12 protein-coding genes and 2 pseudogenes are annotated in these 13,458 nt (G+C 62.5%); 4 read left to right on the forward strand and 10 right to left on the reverse strand.

The features are described 5' to 3' along the window. Positions 1 to 374, reverse strand: a 374-nt coding sequence (locus BF95_RS06385) for a FadR/GntR family transcriptional regulator (RefSeq protein WP_152542591.1), incomplete at its 3' end; no start/stop codon positions are given. A 130-nt stretch (positions 375 to 504) separates the two neighbouring features. Between BF95_RS06385 and BF95_RS06390 the strand changes: the two are divergent. Both BF95_RS06390 and BF95_RS06395 read left to right on the forward strand, forming a co-directional pair. Further along, a pseudogene (locus BF95_RS06390) lies at positions 505 to 1,253 on the forward strand (electron transfer flavoprotein subunit beta/FixA family protein). Further along, positions 1,250 to 2,178: pseudogene (locus BF95_RS06395) on the forward strand (electron transfer flavoprotein subunit alpha/FixB family protein). The pseudogenes BF95_RS06390 and BF95_RS06395 overlap by 4 nt, the downstream one beginning before the upstream one ends. 85 nt (positions 2,179 to 2,263) lie before the next feature. On the opposite strand, the gene cofC reads toward BF95_RS06395, so the two are convergent. The 4 genes from cofC to BF95_RS06415 all read right to left on the reverse strand — a co-directional run bounded on the left by cofC (position 2,264) and on the right by BF95_RS06415 (position 5,822). Beyond that, positions 2,264 to 2,848 (reverse strand): 2-phospho-L-lactate guanylyltransferase, encoded by a 585-nt coding sequence (gene cofC / locus BF95_RS25510; protein ID WP_051519876.1) that lies wholly within the window; start codon positions 2,846 to 2,848, stop codon positions 2,264 to 2,266. Further along, positions 2,848 to 3,774, reverse strand: coding sequence for a 2-phospho-L-lactate transferase (gene cofD / locus BF95_RS06405; protein WP_043150205.1), 927 nt, complete (start codon positions 3,772 to 3,774; stop codon positions 2,848 to 2,850). The genes cofC and cofD overlap by 1 nt, the downstream gene beginning before the upstream one ends. Further along, positions 3,771 to 4,508, reverse strand: coding sequence for a coenzyme F420-0:L-glutamate ligase (cofE, locus tag BF95_RS06410; RefSeq protein WP_043150207.1), 738 nt, complete (start codon positions 4,506 to 4,508; stop codon positions 3,771 to 3,773). Before cofE ends, cofD begins: the two co-directional genes overlap by 4 nt. A 93-nt stretch (positions 4,509 to 4,601) precedes the next feature. Beyond that, the gene (locus BF95_RS06415) at positions 4,602 to 5,822 is read right to left on the reverse strand and encodes a cytochrome P450 (protein ID WP_235209592.1); all 1,221 of its coding nucleotides are present in this window, start codon (positions 5,820 to 5,822) and stop codon (positions 4,602 to 4,604) included. 119 nt (positions 5,823 to 5,941) lie between these two features. Here BF95_RS06415 and BF95_RS06420 point away from each other — a divergent pair, with 119 nt between their 5' ends. Then, positions 5,942 to 6,307: a nuclear transport factor 2 family protein gene (locus BF95_RS06420; RefSeq protein ID WP_043150299.1), complete on the forward strand. Its 366-nt coding sequence runs from the start codon at positions 5,942 to 5,944 to the stop codon at positions 6,305 to 6,307. A gap of 22 nt (positions 6,308 to 6,329) precedes the next feature. Here the strand turns inward: BF95_RS06420 and BF95_RS06425 are convergent, their stop codons facing one another. The 3 genes from BF95_RS06425 to BF95_RS06435 form a co-directional block, all read right to left on the reverse strand. Continuing rightward, positions 6,330 to 7,130 carry an SDR family NAD(P)-dependent oxidoreductase gene (locus tag BF95_RS06425; protein WP_043150209.1) on the reverse strand — a complete coding sequence of 267 codons (801 nt, stop codon included), beginning with the start codon at positions 7,128 to 7,130 and terminating at the stop codon, positions 6,330 to 6,332. Between the two features lie 68 nt (positions 7,131 to 7,198). Then, entirely contained in the window at positions 7,199 to 9,589 is a 2,391-nt protein-coding gene (locus tag BF95_RS06430; protein ID WP_043150212.1) for a TonB-dependent receptor, read from the reverse strand. A 148-nt stretch (positions 9,590 to 9,737) separates the two neighbouring features. Next, positions 9,738 to 10,538: a helix-turn-helix domain-containing protein gene (locus BF95_RS06435; RefSeq protein WP_235209593.1), complete on the reverse strand. Its 801-nt coding sequence runs from the start codon at positions 10,536 to 10,538 to the stop codon at positions 9,738 to 9,740. A 306-nt stretch (positions 10,539 to 10,844) separates the two neighbouring features. On the opposite strand from BF95_RS06435, the gene BF95_RS06440 reads away from it, so the two are divergent. Then, positions 10,845 to 12,092 carry an MFS transporter gene (locus BF95_RS06440; RefSeq protein ID WP_235209594.1) on the forward strand — a complete coding sequence of 416 codons (1,248 nt, stop codon included), beginning with the start codon at positions 10,845 to 10,847 and terminating at the stop codon, positions 12,090 to 12,092. Positions 12,093 to 12,208: 116 nt separating this feature from the next. Here BF95_RS06440 and BF95_RS06445 read toward each other — a convergent pair whose 3' ends face one another. After that, positions 12,209 to 12,604, reverse strand: coding sequence for a hypothetical protein (locus BF95_RS06445; protein WP_037479741.1), 396 nt, complete (start codon positions 12,602 to 12,604; stop codon positions 12,209 to 12,211). Further along, positions 12,601 to 13,458: an NAD(P)-dependent oxidoreductase gene (locus tag BF95_RS06450; RefSeq protein WP_268747149.1), complete on the reverse strand. Its 858-nt coding sequence runs from the start codon at positions 13,456 to 13,458 to the stop codon at positions 12,601 to 12,603. The genes BF95_RS06445 and BF95_RS06450 overlap by 4 nt, the downstream gene beginning before the upstream one ends.

The following is a 13,458-nucleotide window of genomic DNA, read 5'->3' on the forward strand; positions in this document are numbered from 1 at the left end:
CGGACGATGATATCCTGCAACGCCAGCCGCGCCTCGGTCAGTTCGCCCAGCGAAATATCGCCCAGATGGACATAATCCTGCATCGCCTGCACGATCCGGTCCGGCTCGGCGGTCTGCACGAACGCCCCGCCCTTCGCGCCCTTCACATTGCGGATGATCCCCGCAACCTCCAGACTGCGCAGCGCCTCCCGCAACGCGCTGCGACTGACCTGAAATTCGACCGCCAATTCCCGTTCGGCAGGCAGCTTGTCCCCAGCCTTGAGCGTACCCGACGCCAGCTGCTCACGGATCTGTTCACAGATCACTTCGAATGCGCGCCGCGTCTTGATAGGGGGCGAAAACTGGGGTTTTGGGGGGACGGGGGACGATGCCATAGGGTGCGCTCCGATAGGAATGCGCAAATGTATAGCCGACGCCCAGAAAGGCGCAATGGCCGGACCGAACAGGATTGACAGACGTCTACCATCCTTTAATGGTCCGACCATTATAAAGATGGAGCAAGTCATGAAGATCCTTGTGCCCGTGAAGCGGGTCATTGATTATAATGTGAAGCCGCGGGTGAAAGCGGACGGCACGGGCGTCGATCTGGCGAACGTCAAGATGAGCATGAACCCGTTTGACGAAATCGCCGTCGAAGAAGCTCATCGCTRGAAAGGAAAGGGCGTGGCGACTGAGTGATCGCGGTGTCCATTGGTGTGGCCAAAGCGCAGGAAACGCTGCGGACGTCGCTGGCGATGGGCTGCGATCGGGCGATCCTGATCCAGACCGACGATGAAGTCGAGCCGCTGGGCGTGGCGAAATTGCTCGCCAAGGTGCAGGAAGAAGAAGGCGCTGGCCTGATCATCCTGGGCAAGCAGGCGATCGACGATGACAGCAACCAGACCGGCCAGATGCTGGCGGCGCTGCTGAACCTGCCCCAAGGCACGTTTGCGTCGAAGGTCGAGGTCGAAGGCGACAGCGTGTCGGTGACGCGCGAAGTCGATGGCGGGCTGGARACGGTRAAGCTGTCGACCCCGGCRATCATCACCACCGACCTGCGCYTGAACGAGCCGCGCTAYGCRTCGCTGCCCAACATCATGAAGGCCAAGTCCAAGCCGCTCGCGCAGAAGACGCCAGCCGATTATGGCGTGGATATTGGCGCACGGCTGGAGACGTTGAAGGTGGTTGAACCGCCCAAGCGCACCGCTGGCGTCAAAGTCGCCGATGTCGATGAACTGGTTGCCAAGCTCAAGGCCATGGGAGTTGCCGCATGAAGACGCTTGTATGGGTTGAACATGAGGTCGGCGCGGTCAAGGACGCGACGCTTTCGGCCATCACCGCCGCTGCGAAGCTGGGCGAAGTGCATCTGCTGGTTGCTGGCGAAGGCGTCGATGGCGTTGCCGCCGAAGCGCCAAGATCTCCGGCGTGGGCAAGGTGCATGTCGCTGACGATGCCGCCTATGGCCATGCGCTCGCCGAGAATATCGCGCCGCTGGTTGTCGAACTGATGGGGCATCATGACGCCTTCATCGCGCCCGCCACAAGCAACGGCAAGAATATCGCGCCGCGCGTCGCGGCCCTGCTCGACGTGATGCAGATCAGCGATATCCTGTCGGTTGAAAGTGAAGACACGTTCACGCGGCCAATCTATGCGGGCAATGCGATTGCCACGGTCAAGAGCAAGGACGCCAAGAAGGTCATCACCGTCCGCGGTACGGCGTTCGAGAAGGCGGCTCGCGAAGGTGGTTCGGGGACGGTGGAAGCGGTGGCTTCGACCGGGGACAAGGCGCTGTCGTCCTTTGTCGGTGCCGAGATCGTCAAGCTGGGGCGGCCGGAACTGACCAGTGCGAAGATCATCGTGTCGGGTGGCCGGGCGCTCAAGGATGGGCCGACGTTCGAGGAAGTCATCTATCCGCTCGCCGACAAGCTGGGCGCTGCGGTCGGGGCCAGCCGGGCGGCGGTCGATGCGGGCTATGTCCCCAACGACTATCAGGTCGGGCAGACTGGCAAGATCGTTGCACCGGAAGTCTATGTCGCCGTGGGTATTTCCGGGGCGATCCAGCATTTGGCGGGGATGAAGGACAGCAAGACCATTATCGCCATCAACAAGGATGAGGATGCGCCGATCTTCCAGGTGGCGGATATCGGCCTGGTGGGCGATCTGTTCAAGATCGTGCCGGAGCTGACAGCCAAGCTCTAAGGACTGGGCAAGACACAAAAAAGGGCGCGAACCATGTGGTTCGCGCCATAATATGGCGACCATACTCCCTCTGGCCGTCATATGCCTATTGAAGGGCCAAAACCTGTTCGCAAGCCGAGTTTTGAGCCATCGCCTCTTGTAGGTCGGTCGGCAAGTCAATGTCGAACCCGAGACCTCTGTTTTCGACCACAACAGCACCGATCCGCTGCCCCCGATGCCGGATAAAACTATCCTGTCCGAACACAAACTCGAACGGGTCACTGTCCGCTAACGCCAGCGCGTTGGTTCCGCGACCATGGCGATCAGGCGCAAAAGCCGCGCCCGCTTTTTCTGCAGCTGCCAAGAGACATTCGACATCCCCTTTGGCAAGCATGGGCAGATCGGCATGGACTATGACGAAACGTTGCATCCCCAGCCGATGACGCGCTGTGGCGATGCCGTGGTTCAGTCCGCGTCTATCGTCCCGCAGCCATTGACAGGGCCAACCGGCAGCGGCTGTGGGTGCCAGAAGATATACCGATCCTATGGCATCGACTTCTGCCAAGCGATGGATGACATGCCGGGCCATCGCTGCTGCCAGTGCCATGCGTTGCGTCAGGTCCAGCACCCCCCGCAATCGCGACTTGGTATCGGGGCCTTGCTTCCATGGCACGATGGCTGTCCATTTCATCACGACCGCATCCTCGCCGCCAGATCAAGTGCCGCCTGGGCGACGCGCCGCTTATCCGCCAGTGTCGTCATTAGTGTCGGGCATTTGATAACGACGATGTCGGGCATGTCGCACTGGTCATCACTGTCGATGACCATGCCGTCGATCAATCCAGCATAATGGCGCGCGATGCTTTCATTGCTGACCACCATGCCAAGGTCGGTCATCAGCCGCACGGTTGGTCCTTTGACCGCCTTACCGCCGATCAACGGCGAAACCGCCACGATGGGCGCGCTCGTCTGCGTCAGAGCCGACCGCAGGCCAGGTATGGCCAGCAGTGGATCAATGCTGAGAAAGGGATTTGACGGGGCAAGGATCACTGCGTCAGCAGAAAGGATCGCATCGGTGACGCCCGGCGCAGGCACCGCTGCTTCCGCACCGTCGAACAGGATGGATTGTACCCTTGGGTCGCATCGCCGCTCGACAAAATATCGCTGAAATTCGAGCCGACCGCTATCCGTGTCCAAAAGAGTGGCGACAGGATCATCGCTCATGGGCAGGATGCGGGTTGCAATATCCCATCGGGCAGCGACATTAGCTGTCACCTGGCTTAGGGTTTCTCCCCGTGTCAGGCTGTAGCTCCGCAAGACGTGCAGCGCCAGGTCACCATCGCCAAGCGCAAACCAGTTCGCTCCGCCCAATTCCCGCAGCGCAGCCATAAAGGCCCAGCTTTCTCCTTCCCGTCCCCATCCCTGCGCGGCGTTGGCCTTGCCCGCCAGCGTATAGAGCAACGTATCGATGTCCGGCGAGATATGCAGGCCCAAATGGCGAAAATCGTCCCCCGTATTTACGATCGCTGTTAATGCCTCCTCGGGCAGTATCCTGGCTAGGCCAAGGACCAGCTTGGCACCGCCCACCCCGCCGGTCAGGACTACGATATTCTTCATGCAAAAAGATCTTCGTGGGCTGGTCGGACCAAATTGGCAGCGGGCCGGGCCACACCCGTCTGGGCATAGCCGCGTATTACAGCAGCAGGTATGCCCTCTGCTCCTTCCCCTGTCGCCAGGCATGCCGCTGTTGCAATGATATCGCCAAGAGCGATCTGCGTGACTTCCAACGTGCGCCCATCGCGATCTACCTCGCCTCTGCGGTCATCGAGCGCGGGCAATCCCGCCACGCCGATGGCAACGGCGACCACACCCATGCGCCATGGTCGGCCAAAACTGTCTGATATCACCACCGGCATATCCAGTTGCCGCTGCAACAAGGCGGCCGTGCCATCCGGGTCGACCGGCAGAAGCAACGCGCGATCACCTGCGCCGGCGCCGATATTGGACCGGTCGATGCCCGCATTGGCCATGACGTGGCCCAGCCGGTGCCGGGCGATCAGGACATGGGGTACCGCGCGCAGGATGGCGCTCGATTCGTCGAGCACCAGTTGCACCAGCCGGGCATCCTTGCGGGTGATACCCGCCAGCCTGATCGCTTCATCGCACGGCGCGACATCGTCCAAGGCGACGAAGCGCCCCTGCGCCTTCGACACGATCTTTTGCGTCACGACCAATATGTCGTCGGGGCGGGGTTCGATGCCGCACCGATGCAGCGCCGCACGGAGAATGTCCGCCAGCTCGTCGCCCGGCTGGACCTCCCCGATCCCCGTCAGGGGCACGATTTCTATCATTGCGTTACGTCTTCTCCCGGCGGTATCCTCCTCCTGCGATGCCGCCGCCCCTCGCGTCAACCCTGCCGTTCTGGACGGACGCTTTGGCCGCGCTCAGCCCCATTGCAGGTGCAGGTCGGGGACGTGGAGGATGTTGCCGACGAAATAGGGGATCTGGAACCCGTCCTTGACCCGAAATTCGGGCAAGGTTGTGACAAATTCCTCCACCGCGATCTGCAATTCCAGCCGCGCCAGATGCATCCCCAGGCATTTGTGGATACCACTGCCCAGCGACATATGGGGCGCCTTGCGGTCGAAACGGATCGCTTGTGGGTCTTCGTAGAAGGCAGGGTCACGGCCGATGACGGGCGTGCTGAACGCAACATAGTCACCCGGCATGATCGTCTGCCCTTGAATCTCGATCACCTTGGTCGCGATGCGGAAGGCGGTGACGGGGGCGAAGGCGCGCAGAAATTCCTCCACCGCCAGCACGATCAGCGAAGGATTAGCGCGGAGTTCATTCTGCTTGTCGGGGTGGGTGGCGAGATAGGCGAAGATGTTGCCCAGCAGCGACGTCACCGTATCCAGCCCGCCTATATAGAGGTTGAAACAATGGCCGAGCACTTCGTCGTCATTCCACAGGCGACCATCGACCTCGAACGTCAGAATCTTGCTGATATAATCGTCGCGCGACGCAACCCGGCGGGCCTCGATCTCCTCCAGCAGATAGTTTTTGACGCAGCGCACGGCATTGCCGCGCACCTCCCAGTCATTGCTGTGGAGCAGTTCCTTTTCCCATTTCAGAAATTCGGCCATTCGCTCCTGCGGCAGGCCCAGCAGGTCGAGCACGATGAAGATCGGGAATTTTTCGGAGAAGTCGGCGATGAAATCGCACGCGCCTTGTCCTTGAACTGGTCGATCAGGGTGCGGGCGCGCTCGCGCACCTGGTCCTTCATCGCGAACATTTTTTTGCGGGGCGAAATGGCTGTTGAGCGCCTTGCGGTAGGCGGTGTGGACCGGCGGATCGGCCTCTGTCGGGATCACCAGCCAGTTTTCACCGATATTCTGGGCCCATTTGCCCATGCCGTTTTTCGTGAAATTGTCGGCGTCGCGCAGCATCGCCTGCACGTCTTCGGCATTTTTGAGCAGCCAGCCGGGCTGGTCGCCGGGAAAGATGTTGGTGACATAGGTGACCGCCGGCAGGTCCGCGTGCATTTGCGGGATCAGCACTTCGTGCGGATTGTCATAGGTCACCTTGCGCGCGAACAGCGGCAGGGCCATCGCCAGTTCGGCAGGGACATGAGCTGGCAGGGGCTTTTGAGCGAGTGCGGTCATGGAAATCTCCGAGGGGTGAAAGGGCAAGGGTTCCCCTTGCCAAAGACAGGTGCGGCCGTGGCCGCCCGCCACATGATGGCGGCGACGCGGATCAACCGCGAGACAAGGAGGCGATGGATATGAACGAGGCAGCTACGCTGGATCTGGAACAGGCGATCCGCGACAATTACCGGTTGTGGAACGAGGGCAAGCGCGAGGAGCTGGACCGGCTGTTCGCAGCGATGGGGCCGGACGGCTTCACCATCGAATATGTGGGCGCACCGTCGATCGACGGTCCGACCGCGATGGCCGACATGTGGACGAAGTATGGCGGCCAGTGCATCACCGAACCGGTCGAGGTGATCGTCAACGGCAGCGAAGGCGCGGCCTATGTCGCCAATCGGCTCCAGACCCCTGATGGCGTCGTTACGCTGCCAAGCCTGGAAACCTACAAAGTCGAGGACGGACGGCTTACCATCCGCTATTTTCACCGGACTGCGGATTAAGGATCGGCAGGCGGCGGGCATGTCAGTTCGCTGCCTGCATGAAGGCCAGGAGGTCGGCATAATGGGGCTGGTGGATCAGCCCGCCGCCAGAGATGGAGATATTCTCGCCGGTGATGTAGCGCGATTCGTCGGACGCGAGGAAGGCGACCAGCGCAGCGATATCGTCGGGCGTCCCAAACTCAGGCGTCAATATGTGACGCTGGATGATTTCCTTCAAGCCTGGCACCGTCTTTTCCAGCGCCTCGGTCAGCACCACGCCGGGCGCGATGCTGTTGCAGCGGATATTCTGCCGCCCATGCTGGGTGGCGACATATTTGGTGAGGCCGATGATCGCGGCCTTCGACGATCCATAGGCGATGCGGGCCAGGTCGCCCGCACTGCCCGAATTGGACGCAGTGTTGATGATCGACCCGCCACCGCCCGCGACCATGTGGGGAATCGCATATTTGCACCCCAGCAAATAGCCGGTCAGGTTGACGTCCAATATCTCGCGCCAGATGGCGATGGGGATGTCGACGGCGGTGGTGTCCTGCGGGCTTTTGGTCGGGTCGGTCATGGCTGCATTGTTGTGCAAGATGTGCAGGCCGCCGAAATGATCGACGCAGCGGTCCACCAGCGCCTTGACCGAGGCGGGATCGGCCGCGTCGAACTGGACCGCCAGCGCCTTGTCGCCCCAGGGCTGCGCCGCGCGGACGGCCGCATCCTCGAACAGGTCGGCGATCACAACGCACGCGCCTTCGGCCACGAAGCGCTGGGCGACGGCGGACCCGATGCCCCCCCCGCCGCCGGTGATGATCGCAACCCTGTTTTCCAACCGCATCATGCCAGTCTATTCTCCATGTTCAGCTTTGGGGAGAAAGCAGGTCGGCCCTCCCCCCATGTCCCGTTCGGTCAGAATTTGAACGTCGTTTCCACGCCATAGGTGGCGGGCTGACCGACATAAGCCACCGCGATCCCCAGCGTCCGGTAGAGGTCGGGGAAGCGGCGCAGCAGGTATTTCTTGTTGGTGATGTTGCGGCCGTACAGCGCGATTTCGATGTTGGGATTGTCGAGTTTGAAGGCGATGCGGCCGTTGAAGATGCCGTAGCCGGGTACCTTGCCCAGCGCGTTTTCGACATCATAGGCGGCCTTGGTCGCCGCCGAAGCCTGATCCGCCGCCTTGACCGCGTCGAAATGCTGCGACCCGACATAGGCATAGGCGCCTGTAACGGCCAGCGTGCCGCCACCCACATCCAGCTTCTGCGTGGCGCTGATGTTGAGCTGCCTCTTGGGCAATTGCAGCAGCGGGAGGCCGCTTAAATCGACGACGCAGCCATTGACGACGCCGGCGGGGTTGGTGCAGCCGCTGCCCGCGACAACCTGCGTCTCGCTGAAGCTGCCCTTGACATATTTGCCGTTCTGCAAGCTGCCATTGGCGCTGAACGTCATCCCTTCCCACGGGATTACGGTGATTTCATTTTCGATGCCCCAGATGCGGACCTTGCCGTTATTCTGGATATATTGGGTGACGCCGATGCCGGGGACGAAGCTGTTGACGATCGCCTGATTATCATCCTTCCAGGTGTGGAAGATCGCGGTGTTGAAGCGCACGCGCCGGTCGAACAGGTCGACCTTCAGGCCCGCCTCAACATCCTTGACCTTTTCCGGCGAGAAGGCGGGAAGACCGCCGGCGCGCAGGTTCCAGCCGCCAGCCTTGGCGGCGCCGCGGGTGGCGAGATAGAGGAAGATATTGTCGGCCGCCTGCCAGTCGATGCCCAGGTTCCAGGCGGGATAATTGAACTTGGCGTTCTGGACCTGGTTGCAGGTCGTGGGGGTCACCGGTTCCGACGGGGTGACCGTGCAGTTGATGCCGGTGGGCGTGCCAGCGACGGCGACATCATAGGGGCGGCCCAGAACCTGCGCATTGTGCAGCACGCTGTTGCGCGTGTCCCAGGTGTAGCGGAAGCCACCGACCGCGCGGATCGTAGGCGTGATCTCATAATAGGCCTGGGCGAACAGGCCGAACGTCTTGTTGGTGACATCCGCGTTGGAGTCGCGGATCAGCCCGCCAAAAATCTGCGAACGGCTAAATTCATAGCCGCTTTCCTTGCCCGCATAAGCGCCGGTAATGAAGCTCAAACTATCGGTGATGTCGCCTGATAGCTGGAGTTCCTGCGAGACATAATAGGAGCCAGACCCGGCGAAAGTGCCCAGCAGCGGGACGGCGGTGCCGTCCGTATCGCTGAGGCCATAGTTCATCGAGTGGCGATAGCCGGTAATCGATTTGAGGTTCAGGCCGCCCAGTTCGACATTGAGCGTGCCGGAAAAGCCATAGACTTCGAGCGTGTTGAACGGCTGCACGCCGTACAGCGCCTGCGCTTCGGGCGTCAGCGTACCGATGCCCGCCGCGAGCGACGTGCCGGTGGCTGTATTATCCCACCAGTCGGCCTTCCTGAGCAGCCCCGCGGTCAGGCCGGGCTGGAAGGGGGCGGGAACGATGGCGGGGTTGAAGGCCCAGAGTGCGGTCTGCTGGCCATGATTGGACTGGCGGTTCCAGTCGCCCGACAGGGTGAAATCCCAGCCTTCGCCATCATATTTCAGCTTGCCGCGCAGGAATTTCGACCTGTTGTCGGCGAAATCGCGATTGTTGAGCGGGTTGGTGCCATAGCCTTCACGTTCGTTGATCGCGCCGCTGACCCGTATGGCCAGACCCTGCGCCAGCGGCACGTTGACGCTCGCCGACACGCCCAGATTGTCGTAATTGCCATATTCGGCCCTGAACGTGCCGCTCAACTGATCGTCGGGATCGCTGGTGATGATGTTGATCGCCCCGCCGGTGGTGTTGCGGCCGAACAGCGTGCCTTGCGGCCCGCGCAGCACTTCCAGGCGCTGAATGTCCTGCAGATCGGTCATGCCGGTGGAGGGACGGGGAATATAGATGCCGTCGATATAGGTGGCGACGGCGGGATCATTGGCCAGGATCGGCTGGAGATTGCCCTGGCCGCGAATGGCGACGAAGACGATGCCGTCGCCGCCGGCCGAGCCGCGGCCGATGACCAGGCCCGGTGCGGTGCGTTGCAGATCGACGACATTTTCGACCTTGGCCGTGGTCAGCGCTTCCGGGCTGAGCGCGGTGACGGCGATCGGCGTCGTCTGAAGGCTTTCTTCAGTACGGCGGGCGGTGACGACGATGTCCTGAATGCCTTCCGCGCCGGACTGCGGCTGTTGAGCATAAGCAGGCTGGGCTATGGCGGCGATGAACGCGCCTGTGGCGATGGTTCCCAGAGTGACGGCCTTGGTCATAAATCCTCCCTGTTTATTTTTATGTTGGTGCCTAGTCGGGCACGTCATTGCGGGATGATGCTAACGGAGCGGCGGTGGACCCTAAAGGGAGCGCGCCCTGATTGACTGTATCCCGACAGGTTTTGGCCGCTGTCCGACAGTTTGCGCGTCAATGCAGCTGGATCGGCAGGCAGCGATATTCCCTGGGCGTCTGGCCGGTTGCCGCGCGAAAGGCGGCAGAAAAGGCGGATGTGCTGCTGAAACCGCAGCGCCAGCTGACTTCCTTGATCCGGGCGGTGTCGCCGCGTAGTAATTCCTTGGCCAAAGCGATGCGGCTGGTCGCGACAAATTCGCCCAGGCTGACGCCGGTGCCATCTTTGAACACGCGCGCGACATGCCGCACGCTCATATTGCAGCCGCGGGCGATGTCCGCGACGCCCAGTGGGCCCGACAGATTGTCCATCACATAATCGACGATATGGCGCATCTGCCGCCCGCAGCGCGACATCCCCCCGCTCAGATCCTGCGGCCCCAGATGGCGAACGAGTTCGACCGCCAGGCCCATCAGCATGGACTGGATCAGCGTCTGGCTGGCGAAACCGGGGTTACGCAGTTCGGCCGCGAGCCCTTCAAACATGCGGCGCATAGCGATATTCTGGACGTCGGCGCACGGCTCCATCCCCTGGAGCGGGCGTTCGCCATCGAACAATTCGTCCAGAAAGCTGTCGCCCAACACGACGCAGACCAGATGGCGTTCCTGCAAAGCGGGTTCGCCGACATATTGGCGGTGCGGCGGCATGTAGAGGATGTCGCCTGCCGCTGCACGCCGGTTCGGCCCGCCCATGCTGACGATGCTGCGGCGTGGCTGGCTGTCCAGCGAATAGTCGAGATAATGTTTTTCCGGGCTGAAGACGCCGCTGCAAGGCAAGACCCAGTCGAAGTGGCGTACATCGACCCGTGCATCGCACATGGTCGCATGCGCCTCTATATAGAAGTTTTTAACTCCGAACCTTTCCTGGCCGGTCCAATCGCTCTCCGGTCGAAACATCCTGTCCTCCGCCCGTTTCTATTCTGTCTTTGCGCCTGCATAGCCGGACTCGTGCCGCCTGGCACTATCTTCGGGTAGGTATTCGTGTGGCTCTATTGCGACAGGTTCTGGCCGAGTGGCGGCATAGCCCGACGATGGTGCGCGCGCGCCCGACGGCTAGGCTGCGCCATCCTGATAATCGGAGAGGCCCAGCATGTATCATCCCCAAGCGCCAAGAAGGCCCGCCCCATGAGAGCGCCCGGCGATGCTCGCCCCGACGCCCGCCCAGATATGGGTCGCTACCCCTGGTATGTGCTGGGGATATTGACGCTGGCGCAGACCTGCCACGGCATCGATCGCGCCGTCATCGGCCTGGTGCTGGCGCCGGTCGGGCGGGAATTCGCGTTGTCGGACGGGCAGCTGGGGGTATTGGCAGGCTTTGCCTATGGCATCTTCTTCGCGCTGGCCGCCCTGCCCTTCGGCATTGCGGTCGATAGCTGGAACCGGCGCAACCTGATGGCCGCCGCGCTGACGTTGTGGAGCGGGGCGACCGCTCTATGCGGGCTGGCCACCGGCTTCTGGACGCTGGTGATCGGCCGCGCGGCGGTGGGCACGGCGGAAGCGGGTGGTTCCCCCACCGGCATGTCGCTGCTGAGCGATTATTTCGGCGAGGATCGGCGTGCGACCGCGATCGGCATCTGGTATCTAAGTTCGGGCATTGGCCTGGCCATCGCCTTCCTGGTGGGCGGCGCGATCGTTCAGAGCGCGGGCTGGCGCTGGGCATTCGTCGCGGCAGGCGTGCCGGGGCTCCTGCTGGCGCCGATCCTGCTGCTGACGGTGCGCGAGCCGCGGCGCGGCGGGCTGGACGGCCCCGCCAAGCCCCAGCATAGCGAGCGCGGGGGCCTGATCCAGCGTATCGGCCTGCTCGCGGCGCGACCGGGGCTGCTTTACTGCATCGGTGCGATCGTGCTGATCGCGGCGGGGATTTACGGGATGAGCACTTGGCTCACCACCTTCCTGATCCGCGTCCATGTCATGCCGATCGGGCGGGCGGGCATGATTATCGCCATCGCCTATGGCGGACTGGGGTCGCTGGGCGGTTTCCTGGCGGGCTGGGTGATCGATGCGATCAATCGGCGACGCGGCGGGTTCGATCCGGCCCGGACCGCCTTGTTCGGGGCGATCATCCCACTGCTGACCGCCATCACCGGGATCGGCACGATGTTGGTCCACGACCTGCAACCGATGCTGGTGCTGCTGATGGCGTGCGGTTTTCTGAGCGCATCCTATAACGGGCCGATCTATGCTGTGATCGTCACGATCGCGGGGCCGCGCCTGCGCGGTCTGGCTGTATCGATGGTGCAACTGGGCGCGAACCTGATCGGCGTTGGGGCGGGCACCTATCTGATCGGCGCGGTCAGCGATTATGTGGGTGGGAATGAGGCATCGCCTGGGGCATCGGCATCGCGATGCTGTTCACCTTTGCCGGTGGGTTGATGTTGCTGATGGCGTCGAGCGCGATCCGGCGGGCGGCGGTGCAGGACGTGGCATGAAAAAAGGGGCGGGCCGGTCGATTATGACCGGGCCGCCCCTTTTGCTTCAGGATCGTTCGTTCATTCCGCAGCGGCGGCGCGTTCCTTGCGGCGGGCCTTGGCCGCTTCTATCCCACGGAACACGGCCGTCGTATTGCCAGCACCGGCGTAGAAGAGGAGGAACAGGGGCAGGAAATCCAGTTCCTCATCCGTGAATTCATCGTTGGTCAGGGCGCCGTTCATCTGGATTTCGACCAGGTCGGGCCGCCCCAGCATTGCCGTGGCTCCCAACACCAGCAGGCGCTTTTCGCGCATCGAGAAGATGTCGCTACCCCACAGATTAGCAAATTGATTGCCGACGATTTCCTGGTTGAAGGACGAGTCGCGGAACGGCAGCGTCATCGCAGACGTGCCCGGCCCATAGACCTTGTCGAAAACTTCCAGACCCTTTTGCCACTGGGCTTCGTCGATGCTCATGCTTTCTCTCCCATCACATCAGCTAGGCCAACGACGGCCTGGTCCGTCCGGCGCGCCAATTCGACCAGCGGCAGCGTAATGCCGTAGCTGCGCGCCAGATCGATCGCGGCGTCCAGATCCTTTATCATCAGCGCGCGGGTATATTCGCGGATCGCCGCCTCCTGATCGCTCGATGCCGGATCGTCGCGTATGGCCAGCATCAACGGGCCGCCCACGCTGTCGGAGCTGGCCTCGATCACGTCGCTCAGCTGGCGGACGTCGACACCGGCGTTGCGGCAAAGGATCGCCGCCTCATAGCCTGCGCGCAGGCCGCCGAAGACGATGACGTTGCGCGCGATCTTCGCCGCCATGCCAGCGCCGGGACCGCCCATATGCGCGACCAGCTTGGCAAAGCCTTCCAGCACCGGGCGCACCCTTGCGACACCCTCGTCCGAGCCGCCGACCAAGCAGACCAAGCCGTTTTCGCGCGACTTGGGACCGCCGGTCACGCCGCTGTCGATCAGGTCGACGCCGGCCGCGTCGGTCAGCGCCCGGATTTCGTTCAGATCCTCGATCGATACGGTGGCGACCAGCACGATGCTCATGCCCGGTCGCGCCTGCGACAGCACGCCGTCCGGGCCGGACAGGACGTCGATCGTCTGCCTGGCATTCACCACCGCGATGATGACCACATCGGCCTGCCGCGCCAGTTCGGCCGGGCTGGCGACCACTGGCGGCACGCCGTCCAGCGTATCGGCCGCGTCCGCGCGAACGTCATAGACCGCCGCCAACTGGCTGCTGCGCGCCAGGCAGATGGCCACCCCCGCCCCGATCTGCCCCAGTCCAATTACGCCTGCGTTTCCCATCCTCAACAT

The sequence above is a fragment of the Sphingobium sp. Ant17 genome, from assembly GCF_000588875.1.
Classification (GTDB): Bacteria; Pseudomonadota; Alphaproteobacteria; order Sphingomonadales; family Sphingomonadaceae; genus Sphingobium.

Bases quoted from the DNA above. Each gene is read 5' to 3' on its own strand.
- BF95_RS06450 (WP_268747149.1), bottom strand. From the start codon at position 13,458: ATGTTGAGGATGGGAAACGCAGGCGTAATTGGACTGGGGCAGATCGGG.
- BF95_RS06435 (WP_235209593.1), bottom strand. From the start codon at position 10,538: ATGTGCGATGCACGGGTCGATGTACGCCACTTCGACTGGGTCTTGCCT.
- cofC (WP_051519876.1), bottom strand. From the start codon at position 2,848: ATGAAATGGACAGCCATCGTGCCATGGAAGCAAGGCCCCGATACCAAG.
- BF95_RS06420 (WP_043150299.1), top strand. From the start codon at position 5,942: ATGAACGAGGCAGCTACGCTGGATCTGGAACAGGCGATCCGCGACAAT.
- BF95_RS06440 (WP_235209594.1), top strand. From the start codon at position 10,845: ATGAGAGCGCCCGGCGATGCTCGCCCCGACGCCCGCCCAGATATGGGT.
- cofE (WP_043150207.1), bottom strand. From the start codon at position 4,508: ATGATAGAAATCGTGCCCCTGACGGGGATCGGGGAGGTCCAGCCGGGC.
- BF95_RS06425 (WP_043150209.1), bottom strand. From the start codon at position 7,130: ATGATGCGGTTGGAAAACAGGGTTGCGATCATCACCGGCGGCGGGGGG.
- BF95_RS06445 (WP_037479741.1), bottom strand. From the start codon at position 12,604: ATGAGCATCGACGAAGCCCAGTGGCAAAAGGGTCTGGAAGTTTTCGAC.
- cofD (WP_043150205.1), bottom strand. From the start codon at position 3,774: ATGAAGAATATCGTAGTCCTGACCGGCGGGGTGGGCGGTGCCAAGCTG.
- BF95_RS06415 (WP_235209592.1), bottom strand. From the start codon at position 5,822: ATGACCGCACTCGCTCAAAAGCCCCTGCCAGCTCATGTCCCTGCCGAA.
- BF95_RS06430 (WP_043150212.1), bottom strand. From the start codon at position 9,589: ATGACCAAGGCCGTCACTCTGGGAACCATCGCCACAGGCGCGTTCATC.